15 protein-coding genes and 1 pseudogene are annotated in these 14575 nt (G+C 59.4%); 13 read left to right on the top strand and 3 right to left on the bottom strand.

All coding sequences use genetic code 11. The annotated features are described in order from the left end of the window. Positions 1-179 precede the first annotated feature (179 nt). The 8 genes from livH to AB4P92_RS08900 all read left to right on the top strand — a co-directional run bounded on the left by livH (position 180) and on the right by AB4P92_RS08900 (position 6476). Positions 180-1103, top strand: a complete 924-nt coding sequence (gene livH, locus AB4P92_RS08865) for a high-affinity branched-chain amino acid ABC transporter permease LivH (RefSeq protein ID WP_042557991.1) — start codon at positions 180-182, stop codon at positions 1101-1103. Further along, positions 1100-2356 (top strand): high-affinity branched-chain amino acid ABC transporter permease LivM, encoded by a 1257-nt coding sequence (locus AB4P92_RS08870; RefSeq protein ID WP_042557990.1) that lies wholly within the window; start codon positions 1100-1102, stop codon positions 2354-2356. Before livH ends, AB4P92_RS08870 begins: the two co-directional genes overlap by 4 nt. Continuing rightward, the gene (gene livG / locus AB4P92_RS08875; RefSeq protein WP_042557989.1) at positions 2353-3120 is read left to right on the top strand and encodes a high-affinity branched-chain amino acid ABC transporter ATP-binding protein LivG; all 768 of its coding nucleotides are present in this window, start codon (positions 2353-2355) and stop codon (positions 3118-3120) included. Before AB4P92_RS08870 ends, livG begins: the two co-directional genes overlap by 4 nt. After that, complete coding sequence (locus AB4P92_RS08880) at positions 3121-3822, top strand: ABC transporter ATP-binding protein (RefSeq protein ID WP_042557988.1); 702 nt, start codon at positions 3121-3123, stop codon at positions 3820-3822. A 207-nt stretch (positions 3823-4029) separates the two neighbouring features. After that, entirely contained in the window at positions 4030-4335 is a 306-nt protein-coding gene (locus tag AB4P92_RS08885; protein WP_042557987.1) for a DUF2282 domain-containing protein, read from the top strand. Positions 4336-4360: 25 nt separating this feature from the next. After that, complete coding sequence (locus AB4P92_RS08890; RefSeq protein ID WP_395599251.1) at positions 4361-5248, top strand: DUF692 domain-containing protein; 888 nt, start codon at positions 4361-4363, stop codon at positions 5246-5248. After that, entirely contained in the window at positions 5245-6003 is a 759-nt protein-coding gene (locus AB4P92_RS08895; RefSeq protein WP_395599252.1) for a DUF2063 domain-containing protein, read from the top strand. Before AB4P92_RS08890 ends, AB4P92_RS08895 begins: the two co-directional genes overlap by 4 nt. Continuing rightward, positions 6000-6476, top strand: coding sequence for a DoxX family protein (locus AB4P92_RS08900; RefSeq protein ID WP_042557984.1), 477 nt, complete (start codon positions 6000-6002; stop codon positions 6474-6476). Before AB4P92_RS08895 ends, AB4P92_RS08900 begins: the two co-directional genes overlap by 4 nt. Positions 6477-6596: 120 nt before the next feature. Here the strand turns inward: AB4P92_RS08900 and AB4P92_RS08905 are convergent, their stop codons facing one another. Next, the gene (locus AB4P92_RS08905) at positions 6597-7511 is read right to left on the bottom strand and encodes a LysR family transcriptional regulator (RefSeq protein ID WP_395599253.1); all 915 of its coding nucleotides are present in this window, start codon (positions 7509-7511) and stop codon (positions 6597-6599) included. Positions 7512-7615: 104 nt separating this feature from the next. Between AB4P92_RS08905 and AB4P92_RS08910 the strand changes: the two genes are divergently transcribed. Then, the gene (locus AB4P92_RS08910) at positions 7616-8215 is read left to right on the top strand and encodes a short chain dehydrogenase (protein ID WP_261735161.1); all 600 of its coding nucleotides are present in this window, start codon (positions 7616-7618) and stop codon (positions 8213-8215) included. A 6-nt stretch (positions 8216-8221) separates the two neighbouring features. Here the strand turns inward: AB4P92_RS08910 and AB4P92_RS08915 are convergent, their stop codons facing one another. After that, a complete protein-coding gene (locus tag AB4P92_RS08915) occupies positions 8222-8569 on the bottom strand; it encodes a hypothetical protein (protein ID WP_042557981.1) in 348 nt (115 codons plus the stop codon). A 138-nt stretch (positions 8570-8707) separates the two neighbouring features. Between AB4P92_RS08915 and AB4P92_RS08920 the strand changes: the two genes are divergently transcribed. Both AB4P92_RS08920 and AB4P92_RS08925 read left to right on the top strand, forming a co-directional pair. Next, positions 8708-9361: a COG3650 family protein gene (locus AB4P92_RS08920; RefSeq protein ID WP_261735160.1), complete on the top strand. Its 654-nt coding sequence runs from the start codon at positions 8708-8710 to the stop codon at positions 9359-9361. Between the two features lie 97 nt (positions 9362-9458). Beyond that, positions 9459-11072 carry an NAD(P)/FAD-dependent oxidoreductase gene (locus AB4P92_RS08925; RefSeq protein ID WP_042557979.1) on the top strand — a complete coding sequence of 538 codons (1614 nt, stop codon included), beginning with the start codon at positions 9459-9461 and terminating at the stop codon, positions 11070-11072. A gap of 90 nt (positions 11073-11162) precedes the next feature. Here AB4P92_RS08925 and AB4P92_RS08930 read toward each other — a convergent pair whose 3' ends face one another. Continuing rightward, complete coding sequence (locus AB4P92_RS08930) at positions 11163-12257, bottom strand: pyridoxal-phosphate dependent enzyme (RefSeq protein WP_390896351.1); 1095 nt, start codon at positions 12255-12257, stop codon at positions 11163-11165. 252 nt (positions 12258-12509) lie between these two features. Between AB4P92_RS08930 and nhaA the strand changes: the two genes are divergently transcribed. Next, the gene (nhaA, locus tag AB4P92_RS08935; protein ID WP_261735159.1) at positions 12510-13700 is read left to right on the top strand and encodes a Na+/H+ antiporter NhaA; all 1191 of its coding nucleotides are present in this window, start codon (positions 12510-12512) and stop codon (positions 13698-13700) included. Positions 13701-13781: 81 nt separating this feature from the next. Continuing rightward, positions 13782-14561 (top strand): annotated as a pseudogene (locus tag AB4P92_RS08940) (S-type pyocin domain-containing protein); the annotation flags it as partial. Positions 14562-14575: the final 14 nt, after the last annotated feature.

A 14575-nucleotide genomic window follows, 5' to 3' on the forward strand; every position in this document is an offset into this window, starting at 1 on the left:
TTTACGAATGTATAGGGCCGCGCTGGCGTGATCCGCCAGTCTCCCCACCTGAAAATCTCAAAACCGTCATCAGCGGTTCGCTGGCAAAACCCGGATTCGAAGTGGATAAAGATCCACGGGGCCGGGCGGGAAAATGACTCCACCAGTGAAATGCGTATCAGGTTTTTAGGAGCGCTGTAATGCCTGACATCTATCACTTCTTCCAACAGCTGGTTAACGGCCTGAACGTTGGCAGCATGTATGCCCTGATCGCCATCGGCTACACGATGGTTTACGGCATCATTGGAATGATCAACTTCGCCCACGGCGAGGTGTACATGATTGGCTCCTACGTGGCGTTCATCGCCATCGCCGGGCTCACCATGATGGGACTCGACAGTGTCCCGCTGTTGATGACGGCGGCGTTCATCGCCAGCATCGTCGTTACCAGTTCCTACGGTTACAGCATCGAACGGATCGCCTACCGCCCCCTGCGTGGCAGCAACCGTCTGATCCCGCTGATTTCCGCCATCGGTATGTCGATCTTCCTGCAGAACACGGTTCTGCTGGCGCAAGACTCCAAGGACAAAGCTATCCCCAACCTGATTCCGGGCAACATCGTCTTCGGGCCAGGTGGCGCACAAGAAGTGCTGATTTCCTACATGCAGATCGTGGTGTTCGTGGTCACGTTGATCGCCATGCTCGGCCTGACACTGTTCATCTCTCGCTCTCGTCTGGGTCGCGCCTGCCGCGCCTGTGCCGAAGACATCAAGATGGCCAACCTGCTCGGCATCAACACCAACAACATCATCGCCCTGACCTTCGTCATTGGTGCTGCGCTGGCGGCCGTCGCGGCTGTGCTGCTGAGCATGCAATACGGGGTGATCAACCCGAACGCCGGTTTCCTCGTCGGCCTCAAAGCCTTCACCGCCGCGGTACTGGGCGGGATCGGCAGCATCCCCGGCGCCATGCTCGGCGGGTTGGTGCTTGGGGTGGCGGAAGCTTTCGGTGCCGATATCTTCGGCGACCAGTACAAGGACGTCGTGGCTTTCGGCTTGTTGGTTCTGGTGCTGTTGTTCCGTCCGACCGGCATTCTGGGCCGTCCGGAGGTTGAGAAAGTATGACTAGGAATCTGAAACAGGCACTGTTCAGTGCCTTGCTGGTGTGGGCCGTGGCCTACCCGGTACTGGGTCTGAAACTGACCATCGTCGGCATCAATCTGGAAGTGCACAACACCAGCACGGCTGTTCTGGCGACCATCGCCATCTGCTCGGTGCTGATGTTCCTGCGCGTGCTGTTCAACCAGCAGATCAGCAAGGCCTGGCGTTCCTCGCCGGGCATGCCGCTGATCCCGGCCAAGGCCAGCAACTTCCTGACCCTGCCGACCACCCAGCGCTATTTCATCATTGCGCTGATCCTGCTGGCGCTGGTGTGGCCGTTCTTCGGCTCCCGTGGCGCGGTGGACATTGCAACGCTGATCCTGATCTACGTGATGCTCGGCCTGGGCCTGAATATCGTCGTCGGTCTGGCCGGTCTGCTCGACCTTGGTTACGTCGGCTTCTACGCCGTCGGCGCCTACAGCTACGCGCTGTTGTCGCACTACTACGGCCTGAGCTTCTGGATCTGCCTGCCGATTGCCGGCCTGATGGCGGCGACGTTCGGTTTCCTGCTGGGCTTCCCGGTATTGCGTTTGCGCGGTGACTATCTGGCGATCGTGACCCTCGGCTTCGGCGAGATCATCCGTCTGTTCCTGCGTAACCTGACCGACATCACGGGTGGCCCGAACGGCATCAGCAACATCGACAAGCCAACGTTCTTCGGCCTGACCTTCGAACGCAAAGCCGCAGAAGGGATGCAAACCTTCCACGAGTATTTCGGCCTGCAGTACAACTCGATCAACAAGGTGATCTTCCTTTACCTCGTTGCCCTGTTGCTGGCGCTGGCGGCACTGTTCGTCATCAACCGCCTGCTGCGCATGCCGATCGGCCGTGCGTGGGAAGCGCTGCGTGAAGACGAAATCGCTTGCCGCGCGCTGGGTCTCAACCCAACCGTGATCAAGCTTTCCGCGTTCACCCTCGGTGCTGCGTTCGCCGGTTTTGCCGGCAGCTTCTTCGCCGCCCGCCAAGGCCTGGTGACACCGGAGTCGTTCACCTTCATCGAGTCGGCGATCATTCTCGCCATCGTCGTGTTGGGCGGCATGGGCTCGCAGCTCGGCGTGATCCTCGCTGCCGTGGTGATGATCCTGTTGCCGGAAATGATGCGTGAGTTCAGCGAGTACCGCATGTTGATGTTCGGTGCCCTGATGGTGTTGATGATGATCTGGCGTCCACAAGGTCTGCTGCCGATGCAACGCCCACACATGGAGTTGCGAAAATGAGCCGCGAGATCCTTAAAGTTGAAAACCTGAGCATGCGCTTCGGCGGCTTGCTGGCGGTCAACGGCGTGGCCCTGACCGTGAAGGAAAAACAGGTGGTTGCATTGATCGGGCCGAACGGCGCGGGCAAGACCACCGTGTTCAACTGCCTGACCGGTTTCTACCAGCCTAGCGGCGGCAGCATCCTGCTCGACGGCGAGCCGATTCAGGGCCTGCCGGGCCACAAGATCGCCCTCAAAGGCGTGGTGCGCACCTTCCAGAACGTGCGGTTGTTCAAGGACATGACGGCGGTCGAGAACCTGTTGATCGCCCAGCACCGTCACCTGAACACCAACTTCCTGTCCGGCCTGTTCAAGACCCCGGCGTTCCGCAAAAGCGAGCGCGAGGCGATGGAATTTGCCGAGTACTGGCTGGATAAGGTCAACCTCAAAGAGTTCGCCAACCGTACTGCCGGCACCCTGGCGTACGGTCAGCAACGTCGTCTGGAAATCGCCCGCTGCATGATGACCCGACCGCGGATCCTCATGCTCGACGAACCGGCCGCCGGCCTGAACCCGAAGGAAACCGAAGATCTCAAAGCGCTGATCAGCATGCTGCGTGAAGAGCACAACGTCACCGTGCTGCTGATCGAGCACGACATGAAACTGGTCATGAGCATTTCCGACCACATCGTTGTGATCAACCAGGGCACGCCTCTGGCCGACGGCACGCCGGAACAGATCCGCGACAATCCTGAAGTGATCAAAGCCTACCTGGGGGAAGCGTAAATGCTGCAGTTCGAAAACGTTTCCACCTTCTACGGCAAGATCCAGGCCCTGCACAGCGTCAACGTCGAAGTCCGTCAGGGCGAGATCGTGACCCTGATCGGCGCCAACGGTGCCGGCAAGTCCACGCTGCTGATGACGCTGTGCGGTTCGCCGCAAGCGCACAGCGGCAGCATCCGCTACATGGGTGAGGAACTGATCGGCCAGGACTCGTCGCAGATCATGCGCAAGAGCATTGCCGTGGTCCCGGAAGGTCGTCGGGTGTTTGCCCGTCTGACCGTTGAAGAAAACCTCGCCATGGGCGGATTCTTCACCGACAAGGGCGACTATCAGGAACAGATGGACAAGGTTCTCGGACTTTTCCCACGCCTGAAAGAACGCTTTGCCCAACGCGGCGGCACCATGTCCGGTGGCGAACAGCAAATGCTCGCCATCGGCCGTGCGCTGATGAGCAAGCCGAAACTGCTGCTGCTCGACGAGCCGTCGCTGGGTCTGGCACCGATCATCATCCAGCAGATCTTCGACATCATCGAACAGCTGCGCAAGGACGGTGTGACGGTATTCCTGGTCGAGCAGAACGCCAACCAGGCGCTGAAAATCGCCGACCGTGCGTACGTTCTGGAGAACGGCCGCGTGGTCATGCAAGGCACCGGTGAAGCGCTGCTGACCGACCCGAAAGTGCGCGAGGCGTATCTCGGCGGTTGATGGGTTGCGCCAAACAAAAAAACGGCCTTCGGGCCGTTTTTTTTTTGTGCCCGTCAAATCCCCCCCCTCGGCAGCTCCTACACAGGGATGGCGTATTTTCTGAAAAAGATTTGTACGGGGCTGTAACGCATTGCCATGTCATTTCTCTAGAGGGACAAGCAAGCACATTTCGCTTGTAAAACCCCAAGCTGAATCTGGAGAAACACCATGACTGCTACTACCCGCACCCTGTCCGCCACCGCACTGGTTCTGGCCCTTGGCTCCGCGCTGAGCATCGCTAGCGTTTCGACCGCTCAAGCTGCCGACACCAAAATGGAAAAATGCTTCGGCGTGGCATTGAAAGGCAAGAACGATTGCGCTGCGGGCGCTGGTACCACTTGTGCCGGCACCTCGAAAATGGATTACCAGGCCAACGCCTGGAAACTCGTTCCGGAAGGCACCTGCGCCACCACCGAGAGCAAAACCTCGCCGACCGGCTTCGGTCAGATGACCGAGTTCAAAGCCAAGTCCTGATCTGCCGCCTGCCTGAGTGACGATCATGTTCACACCCCACGACCATGCCCTCCCCCGCACTCAGGCAGCCTGCGCAGCGCTCCCGCCCCGTGCCGGGCTGGGGCTCAAGACCGAGCACTTTCGCGAAGTGCTCGGTTCGCAGCCGGACATCGGCTTTTTCGAAGTCCACGCCGAAAACTACATGGTTGCCGGCGGTCCGTTTCATCATTTTCTCGGATTGATTCGCGAGCAATATCCGTTATCGCTGCACGGTGTCGGACTGTCCATCGGCGCTGAAGGGCCACTGGATGTTCAGCATTTGCAGCGTCTCGGCGAGTTGATCGAACGCTATCAACCGCAATCCTTTTCCGAACATCTGGCATGGTCGAGCCACGGCCCGGTGTTCCTCAATGACCTGTTGCCACTGGCGTATGACGAGCCGACGCTGAAACGTGTTTGCGAGCATATCGACCAAGTGCAGAACACCCTCAAACGCCCCATGCTGCTGGAGAATCCAGCGACGTATCTGGCCTTCCGGCATTCGACCATCGACGAAGCAGATTTCATTGCTGAAGTGATCCGTCGCAGCGGCTGCGGTTTGCTGCTCGACGTCAACAATGTCTACGTGTCGTGCGTGAATCATCAGCGCGATCCCTTGGCCTACCTCAATGCGTTGCCGTTGCACGCGGTTGGCGAAATTCATCTGGCCGGTTTTGCCGAAGATTCCGACAGCCTCGGCGACCGCTTGCTGATCGACGATCACGGCGCGCCCATTGATCAAGCGGTCTGGGATTTGTATCGCCAAGTGCTGGAGCGCATTGGCCCGGTGGCGACGCTGATCGAGCGTGACAATCAGGTGCCGCCGTTCAACGTGTTGCTGGCCGAAGCGCAGCAGGCCGATGAGTTGTTGCAGCGTGTGAGGCGTTCGTCATGAGCACTCACGCCGCTTTCTGCGCCGCGCTGCTCAACCCTGGATCGCCCTGCCCCGAAGGTTTGTGCAGTGCCAACGGCGCCGATCCTGAGAGCCGTTTCGCGGTGTATCGCAACAATGTGCAGAGTTCATTGATCAACGCGTTGGCGGACAGTTGCCCGGTGGTCATGCAATTGGTTGGCGAGGCATTCTTTCGCGCCATGGCAGCCATTTTCGTCCAGGGCCAGCCGCCGCGAAGTCCGTTGATGAGCCGTTACGGCGAAGATTTTGCGGATTTCATAGCCGCGTTTGAACCAGCCTGCAGCGTGCCCTATCTGGCCGACATCGCGCGCCTGGAACACTTGCGCACCCGCGCCTACCACGCCGCCGATGCCGAGCCAGTGCGCCCGGAACAGATCACCGCGGCCCTGAACGCCCCGCAGGTATTGAGCGAGCTGCGTTTCGAACTGCATCCGTCCCTGCACCTGCTTGATTCAGCCTATGCCGTGGTTGCGATCTGGGCGGCGCACCAGCAGGAGGCAACACTCGCCGGCATCGACATCAGCCGTGAACAGCACGCTCTGGTACTGCGCAACGGCCTGGAGGTTGAAGTGTTTGCGCTCGAGCCCGGCGCCAGCACGTTCATTCGCCATTTGATCGAAGGCCAGCCACTGCTGGCGGCGGCAGAAAACAGTCCGCCATTCGATCTGGCCCAAACCCTCGGTCTGCTGATCGCGCACAACGCCATCACTCATCTGAAATTCAAGGAACAGCCATGAATAACCTGATCATCCGCGCCATCGCGCTGCTGGAAAAAATCCCCCACAGCCTGATCGCTTTTCTTGCACGCTTCTCGATTGCGGCGGTGTTCTGGAAATCCGGGCAAACCAAGGTCGAAGGCCTGGCCATCGATCTGATCGACGGCACCTTTCAATTGGGCTGGCCACACTTGGCCGGCTCGACGATTCCGCTGTTCGAAAGCGAGTACCACGTGCCGCTGCTTTCGCCCGAAATCGCCGCGCACATGGCCGCGTTTGCCGAGCATTTCTTTCCTGTTCTGATCCTGCTCGGTTTCGCTACACGCTTTTCGGCGTTGGCGCTGCTGGGCATGACCCTGACCATTCAGTTGTTTGTGTACCCGGATGCATACCCGACCCACGGCACCTGGGCGGCGGTGTTGCTTTACTTGATGGCAACCGGGCCGGGCAAGCTCTCGATCGATCACCTGATCGCCCGCCGATTCGCAAGCTGAGCAATTGCGTGTGGGAGCGAGCCTGCTCGCGAATACGATTTCACATTCAGCAAATGTGTTGCGCCATGTACGGCTTTCGCGAGCAGGCTCGCTCCCACGGAGACTGGAGTGAAACCGGAATTAGCGCTGCAGGCGGTCGAGCGCCTCGCCGCTGCGCTTGAACCAGCCGATCAAATAATCTGCCAATACCTGCGTGCGTTTGGGCAACCCGCCTTGATACGGGTGCACCAGGTACATCGGCATGCGCCGGGTCTGGTAGTCGCGCAGGAGCCAGCGCAATCGCCCGTCAGCCAATTCTTCCTGCAGCAGGTACGACGGCAACCGGGCGATGCCGGCGCCGGTGAGAGCGGCTTTCTTGAGCAGATTGTAATGGTTGCTGGCGAACGGCCCCGACACCCGCACCCGCAGTAATTCGTGTTGCTGGTGGTACAACCATTCCTCGCGACCGCTGTAATGACTGTTGAGCAAACAGCGGTGTTCGGCCAGCGCCTGGGGCGTCATTGGCTCGCCGAAGCGCTCGAGATAGTCAGGACTGGCACATGTCATTTCCTGCCAGGCCAGCAGCGGTTTGGCCACCAGCCGTTGGTCATTGGCGACTTCGCTACGAATCGCCAGGTCAAATCCATCCCGCGAAAGATCGCGATAGCTGTTGTTCAGTTCCAGCTCGATCTGCACTTCGGGGTATTGCTGCGAGAAATCCAGTAGCAGACCGTCGAAGAAGGTTTCCCCCAGCGAAACCGGAACCGTCATACGCACCGGGCCGGCCATGTCGTCCTTCAACCGCGCCAATGCCTGACGTGCCCTTTCCACTTGGACTACAAGTGCCTGCGCCTGTGGCAACAATGCCGCACCGGCGGCGGTCAGGCTCAAACGTCGGGTCGTACGCTGTAGCAAGACCACGGAAAACCGCGCCTCCAGCTGACTGATGCGCTTGGACAACTGGCCTTTGCTGCAACCCAGTTGCTGCGCTGCCAAGGTGAAACTGCCAGCCTCGATCAACACGGCAAACGCGGCCAGATCATCCATTTCGCTCATGGACTGTTTCCATTTGAAAACCAAAGGTTGCCCATTAGCGCGTTTATCCGCAGGAAAAACCACTCTAGATTGAAACCTCGTTCAATCACTTGAGGCACAGCACGATGAAAATTCTGTTGATAGGCGCTGGCGGCACCATCGGTTCGGCCGTGGATAAAGAATTGTCGCAACGCCACGAGGTCATTCGTATCGGTCGTACCAGCGGTGACTTTCACGTCGATATCAGCGACAGCGCGTCGATCCGCAAGCTCTTCGAGCAGACCGGCAAGTTCGATGCACTGATCTGCGCCGCCGGCAACGTGACATTCGCCCCGCTGGGAGAAATGAGTGAAGACAGCTTCGCACTCGGCCTCAAAGACAAACTGATGGGTCAGGTCAATCTGCTGTTGATCGGCCGCGAATTCGCCAATGACGGCGCCTCGTTCACATTCACCACTGGGGTGCTCAGCCACGATCCGATCCGCAGTGGCGCCTCGGCTGCACTGGTCAACGGTGCGCTGGACAGCTTCGTCCGTGCCGCCGCCATCGAACTGCCGCGCGGTTTGCGAGTGAACTCGATCAGCCCGACCGTTTTGCTGGAAGCGATGGGTAAATACGCCCCGTATTTCCGTGGCTACAAGCCCGTTCCTGCGGCGGATGTGGCGTTGGCCTACGCCAAAAGTGTCGAAGGCTTGCAGACAGGCCAGACATTTCACGTCGGTTGATGAGACTTAGTTGATCAGGGTCGGCAAAAGTCTTTTGGCCACGGGGCGTTCTATCGATATCCGGAACCTCTCCCTCAAAACGGAATGCACCGTTGCCGTGGTGACCGGCAGGCCATTGATCGATACGGTCAATGGCTGCCCCATCGCTGCAAGGCTCACTTGTTGAGCGCGCTTCGCCGCTTCGGCCGTCAGGGTGACTGATAATTCGACATGGTCCGGGTTGGCCCCGTCTTGATCCTCAAGCAGTATTTGCAGCCGTTTGAAGTCTGCAGAAGAGGTAAATTGGAGGTCGGCTGCCTGGCCAGCGCCGGCTCCCGCCATCATCAGCAGCAACATCATGGTTTTCCATTGCATCCAAATCTCCTTCGCCACCGCTCCTCGACAGCGCATCACTATGCAATGGCGCTGGAGCCCACTCAATAGCGTTTACACAAACCTTGTGATCGGCGGCTGGCCTCAGTAACGTGGCGGCACTTGTCTGGAGAGTCGAAGATGCGTGTTGCCCGTTCGTTAGTCCTTGTTGCCCTGTTGCCGTTGTTCGCCGCGTGCCAGTTGTTCGATGGCCAACGTGAAAGTGCCTCCCATGTGGGGCAGACACGGATGCAGGGGCAACTGACCGCTGCCGACGGCAAACTGGTGTTCCAGCCGTGTCAGGATCAGCGTCAATACGTGGTCAACGACATCGGCGGCACCAGCGTTCTGCAAGAGGCCGCTACCCTCGCCGATGAGCACGGCAAGCTGTTCGCCGACGTGCGCGGCAAGGTCGCCGGCGACCGACTCGATCTGACTCAGTTGTATCGCGTCGAGCGCTCGGGCACGGCCTGCGATGACCCCAATTTCAAGCTGTTGATCCTGCGTGCTGCCGGCCATGGCCCGGAATGGAACGTCAAGGTCAGCGGCAAAGGCATGGTCATCGACCGCGACGGTCAGCCACCACTCGCCGTACCTTATGTTGAAGAACAACTGGGCGATGGCCGCTTCAATCTGAGCAGTGAAGCCAACAATCAGCGCATCGAATTGTGGGTCGCACCGCAGCGCTGCGTCGACAGCAGCACTGGCAGCGTGCAGCACATGAGCGCCGAGTTGCGCATCGATGGCCAGGTGCAGCGCGGCTGCGGGTATTTCGGCGGATCGCGTAACGACTGAGTGTTTTAGCCTCACCGGATCCGGCCTTTGCGGCTTATAATCCCGGCCTTCAAACGCCCTGGCGCAGTTGTGCGCCCCGCGAACCCGGATCCTCGCCATGTTACGAATCACTGAACTCAAGCTGCCAATCGACCATCCCGAAGAAGACCTGCGCGTTGCCATCGTGCAGCGTCTGGGCATCGCCAGCGATGACTTGCTCGATTTCACCTTGTTCAAGCGCAGCTACGACGCGCGCAAAAAGTCCTCCGAACTGTGCTTCATCTACACCATCGACCTCAACGTAAGCGACGAGGCCAAGGTGTTGGGCAAGTTCGCCGACGACCGTAACGTCAACGTGGCGCCGGATGTCAGCTACAAATTCGTCGGCCAGGCGCCGAGTGACCTGAACCAGCGCCCGATCGTGGTCGGTTTCGGCCCCTGCGGAATCTTCGCCGGCCTGCTGCTGGCGCAAATGGGCTTCAAGCCGATCGTTCTGGAACGCGGCACCGAAGTGCGCCAGCGCACCAAGGACACCTGGGGCCTGTGGCGTAAAAGTGTGCTTAACCCTGAGTCCAACGTGCAGTTCGGCGAAGGCGGCGCGGGTACATTCTCCGACGGCAAGCTGTACAGCCAGATCAAGGATCCGAAGTTCCTTGGCCGCAAGGTTCTGCACGAGTTCGTCAAGGCCGGCGCGCCGGAAGAAATCCTCTACGTCAGCAAGCCGCACATCGGTACGTTCCGTCTGACCGGCATGGTTGAAAACATGCGCGAGCAGATCCGCGAACTGGGTGGCGAAGTACGCTTCCAGGAGCGCGTCAGCGACGTGCTCATCGAAGACGGACAATTGGTCGGCGTGCAACTGGCCAGCGGCGAAACCCTGCACTCCAGACATGTGGTTCTGGCCCTCGGCCACAGCGCCCGCGACACGTTCCGCATGCTCCACAGCCGTGGCGTGTTCATGGAAGCCAAGCCGTTTTCGGTAGGTTTCCGTATTGAACATCCGCAATCGCTGATCGACCGTGCGCGTCTGGGCAAATACGCCGGCCACCCGAAACTCGGCGCCGCCGACTACAAACTGGTGCACCACGCCAAGAACGGCCGCTCGGTCTACAGCTTCTGCATGTGCCCAGGCGGCACCGTGGTGGCGGCGACTTCCGAGCCAAACCGGGTGGTCACCAACGGCATGAGCCAATATTCGCGTAACGAGCGCAATGCCAACTCCGGCATCGTTGTCGGCATCACACCGGAAGTCGATTATCCGGGCGGCCCGCTGGCCGGGATCGAGTTGCAGGAACGCCTGGAATCCCATGCGTTCATCCTTGGCGGCAGCGATTACAAGGCTCCGGCGCAACTGGTCGGCGATTTCATCAACGACATTCCTTCGACCGAACTGGGTGAAGTCGAACCGTCGTACAAGCCGGGGGTCGCATTGGGTGATCTGTCGCTGGCTCTGCCGGATTTCGCTATTGAAGCGATCCGCGAAGCCTTGCCGGCGTTCGAGAAGCAGATTCGCGGTTACTCGCTGCACGATGCGGTGTTGACCGGGATCGAGACGCGCACCTCGTCGCCACTGCGCATCACGCGCAACGAAACGCTGCAGAGCATGAACGTGAAGGGCTTGTTCCCCGCCGGTGAAGGTGCGGGCTATGCGGGCGGGATTCTGTCGGCGGGCGTGGACGGAATTCGGATTGCCGAGGCTGTGGCTCGGGACATTCTGGGCCTCAAAGCGTAAATCTCAAGATCAAAAGATCGCAGCCTTCGGCAGCTCCTACAGGAATGTATTCTCTTGTAGGAGCTGCCGAAGGCTGCGATCTTTTTGCTTTTAAATGTTGGCGCGCAGGACAGAGGTCGGCAGCACCTCACCGCGTTCGGCACTCGCCGCCACTGCCTCGATCAACTCGTCCAGCTCATACCCCTGAGCCTTGAGCCATTGCTGATCGTAGTAGGTGTCGGCATAACGCTCGCCGCCATCGCACAGAATCGCCACGATCGACCCCGACTCCCCCGCCGCTTTCATCTGCTGCGCCGCCATCAGCGCGCCAATCAGATTGGTCCCGCTCGACCCACCGACGTGCCGTCCCAGCCGCTGCGCCAGATAATGCATGGCTGCCAGTGACAAGGCGTCCGGTACCTTGACCATCGCATCGATCACTTTGGGCAGGAAGGAAGCCTCCACCCGTGGCCGACCGATGCCTTCGATCCGCGAACCGCAATCCAGACGCAGGCTGGCGTCGCCAGTCTGGTAGTAATCGAAGAACACCGAACGTTCGGCGTCCGCACACAACACGCGGGTGCAGTGCTGGCGATAGCGTACGTAACGGCCGAGGGTTGCGGTGGTGCCGCCGGTGCCGGGGCTGGAAATCAGCCAGCTCGGCTCGGGATGCTGCTCGAAGCGCATCTGCTGGAAAATCGATTCGGCGATATTGTTGTTTGCCCGCCAGTCGGTGGCGCGCTCGGCATAGGTGAACTGGTCGATGAAATGGCCGCCGTGCTCGCGAGCCAGGCGTTCGGATTCGGCGTAGATCTGCGTCGGATCTTTCACCAGGTGGCTTTGCCCACCGTAGAAAGCGATCTGGGCAATTTTCTCTTTGGACGTGGTCGCCGGCATCACTGCAATGAACGGCAGACCCAGCATGCGCGCGAAATACGCTTCGGAAATCGCCGTCGAACCGCTGGACGCTTCGATCACCGGCGCACCGGGTTTAAGCCAGCCGTTACACAGTGCATAGAGGAACAATGAGCGGGCCAGGCGGTGCTTGAGGCTTCCGGTCGGATGACTGGATTCGTCTTTGAAGTACAACTCGATGCCCGCAAAACCCGGCAACGGCAAGGGAATCAGGTGGGTGTCGGCGCTGCGCTGAAAATCCGCTTCAATGATGCGGATGGCTTCGCGGGCCCACTGTCGGGTGTCGCTCATGGTCAGGGTTCTCGGTCGAATCGGGCAGGAGTTCAGCCTCCTCGAAGGCTCTCTCGCAAGCTTAGAAAAATTCCTGCATCGCGCACAGATACAGCTGAGTCTCAATGTGCCAGGCAACTGCTAGGCTGACCTTGGCTTTGCAGCAGACGCGTTGTAACGACATATAACAAAAAAGAATATAACTTTTGTTTTAACAACTAACGGTACGGGTTAGGGTGTTCCACCTTTTTGACTTATCGATGGAGAGCGACCTTGCCTCTGCGTAGCACTTTCACGCGTTTCTTTCAGTTGGAAGCTGCCAGCGGTCTATTACTGATCGCCGCGGCCATCCTCGCTTTGATTATCAACAACTCACAGCTTTCGTGGCTGTACAGCGGCCTGCTCGACACCCCGGTGGTGGCGCAGATCGGTGCGTTGAAAATCGCTAAACCCCTGCTGCTGTGGATCAACGACGGCTTGATGGCGCTGTTCTTCCTGCTGATCGGCCTGGAAGTGAAGCGCGAGGTGCTCGACGGTCAGTTGTCCAAGCCATCGCAGCTCGTCCTGCCCGGCGCGGCCGCTATTGGCGGCATGCTGGTGCCGGCGCTGATCTACTGGTTCCTGAACCGCGACAACCCTGCTGCCCTCGACGGCTGGGCGATCCCGACCGCCACCGACATCGCCTTCGCCCTCGGCGTGCTGGCTCTGCTTGGCAAACGCATACCGGTGTCGTTGAAGCTGTTCCTGATGACCCTGGCAATCATCGATGACCTTGGCGCCATCGTGATCATTGCAATCTTCTACTCAGGCGATCTCTCGACCCTGTCGCTGGGTCTGGCAGCAGCATGCATCGCCGCATTGGTGGCGCTGAACCGCCTCGGCGTGGTCAAGCTTGGCCCGTACATGATCATCGGCCTGATCCTGTGGGTGTGCGTACTCAAGAGCGGTGTGCACGCGACATTGGCCGGCGTAACCCTGGCCTTCTGCATTCCGCTACGCACGAAAAACGCCGAGCCTTCGCCGCTGCTGACCCTCGAACACGCGCTGCATCCTTGGGTCGCCTACGGCATCCTGCCACTGTTCGCCTTCGCCAACGCTGGCCTGTCGCTGAGTGGCGTCACCGTCGAAAGCTTCACCCATCTCGTACCCATGGGCATTGCCGTGGGCCTGTTGGTGGGCAAGACCGTCGGTGTGTTCGGCCTGACTTGGCTGGCCGTGAAGACGGGCATCGCCGCCCTCCCTCAGGGTGCCAATTGGGGTCAGGTGCTGGGAGTCGCGATTCTTTGCGGGATTGGCTTCACCATGAGCCTGTTTGTCGGTTCGCTGGCCTTCGTTCCAGGTGCCAGCGAATACGCAGGCATGGACCGGATGGGCATCCTGACCGGCTCGCTGTTCGCCGCGTTGATTGGTTATGCGGTAACGGCGGCGGCCAGTCGCAAGAGCACTGCTCTGCCGAAAACTTAAAATGTTCGTGAAGGGCTTTTGTTGCGAGGGAGCTTGCTCCCTCGCCATAAGTTACCGGCCCTTCAGGTAAGTAGCGAACAATCCCTGGCAGGTTCTGCCTTCGAAGCGCTGCCCGCCGTCGCCGCCAGTACTTCAGCGGCCACCCTGGTGGGATTGGTCGCGCTCTTCATACCGTCAAGCCTTGGCGACAGCGCTCTCTACACCGACGAACAACTGCGCGCGCTCAAACAGGCCCGCACCCGCGTACGCCTGCGAATCGAACAACAGGCCAACGGCAGCCTCAAAGGCTACGCCTTCTATACCGGCAAGAATCGCGATTGGGAAATGGTAGATGTCGTGCAATTCATTGCGCGCGACGGCCAGTTCGTCGCAGTTCTGGGCAAGGGCAAAGGTATCGAACTGATCTGGACGCCAGCCGTGGATGGCTCAGACATCCTCGGTATTCCGGCGCTGGAGGCCGCCCCGCAGACACCGCACATCTGGGTTTACCCGCCAACGAATGCAGCGGATGCGATTCTGGTTAATCCGGTTTATCCGCCGGCGTACGAGGATTTCATTCTGGTGTTTCCGGTGGGTTCGGGGGTAAGACCGCTGTATATAGTGGTTGAGGGTCCGGTATCCGGTGACCACGACTACCATATTCCCCCCAAGTTACTCCCTGCATTCCCCGACGCAAAACCGGTTCGTAACAAAGGGCATCGCAAGCGCTGGGAAAGCAAGAAACGCATTTATGAGTGGGACTATCAACATGGAGCTGTCGAGGTTTATAACTGGGAAGGGGATCATCTCGGCGAGTTCGATATTCAAACGGGCGAGCAGACGGGTAATGCAAAACCTGAAAGACGCACTACAACCAAGTGACGATCGAGTATTGA

The organism is Pseudomonas sp. A0308, from assembly GCF_044218815.1.
Classification (GTDB): Bacteria; Pseudomonadota; Gammaproteobacteria; order Pseudomonadales; family Pseudomonadaceae; genus Aquipseudomonas; species Aquipseudomonas iridis.

Bases quoted from the DNA above. Each gene is read 5' to 3' on its own strand.
- livH (WP_042557991.1), top strand. From the start codon at position 180: ATGCCTGACATCTATCACTTCTTCCAACAGCTGGTTAACGGCCTGAAC.
- AB4P92_RS08870 (WP_042557990.1), top strand. From the start codon at position 1,100: ATGACTAGGAATCTGAAACAGGCACTGTTCAGTGCCTTGCTGGTGTGG.
- livG (WP_042557989.1), top strand. From the start codon at position 2,353: ATGAGCCGCGAGATCCTTAAAGTTGAAAACCTGAGCATGCGCTTCGGC.
- AB4P92_RS08880 (WP_042557988.1), top strand. From the start codon at position 3,121: ATGCTGCAGTTCGAAAACGTTTCCACCTTCTACGGCAAGATCCAGGCC.
- AB4P92_RS08885 (WP_042557987.1), top strand. From the start codon at position 4,030: ATGACTGCTACTACCCGCACCCTGTCCGCCACCGCACTGGTTCTGGCC.
- AB4P92_RS08890 (WP_395599251.1), top strand. From the start codon at position 4,361: ATGTTCACACCCCACGACCATGCCCTCCCCCGCACTCAGGCAGCCTGC.
- AB4P92_RS08895 (WP_395599252.1), top strand. From the start codon at position 5,245: ATGAGCACTCACGCCGCTTTCTGCGCCGCGCTGCTCAACCCTGGATCG.
- AB4P92_RS08900 (WP_042557984.1), top strand. From the start codon at position 6,000: ATGAATAACCTGATCATCCGCGCCATCGCGCTGCTGGAAAAAATCCCC.
- AB4P92_RS08905 (WP_395599253.1), bottom strand. From the start codon at position 7,511: ATGAGCGAAATGGATGATCTGGCCGCGTTTGCCGTGTTGATCGAGGCT.
- AB4P92_RS08910 (WP_261735161.1), top strand. From the start codon at position 7,616: ATGAAAATTCTGTTGATAGGCGCTGGCGGCACCATCGGTTCGGCCGTG.
- AB4P92_RS08915 (WP_042557981.1), bottom strand. From the start codon at position 8,569: ATGCAATGGAAAACCATGATGTTGCTGCTGATGATGGCGGGAGCCGGC.
- AB4P92_RS08920 (WP_261735160.1), top strand. From the start codon at position 8,708: ATGCGTGTTGCCCGTTCGTTAGTCCTTGTTGCCCTGTTGCCGTTGTTC.
- AB4P92_RS08925 (WP_042557979.1), top strand. From the start codon at position 9,459: ATGTTACGAATCACTGAACTCAAGCTGCCAATCGACCATCCCGAAGAA.
- AB4P92_RS08930 (WP_390896351.1), bottom strand. From the start codon at position 12,257: ATGAGCGACACCCGACAGTGGGCCCGCGAAGCCATCCGCATCATTGAA.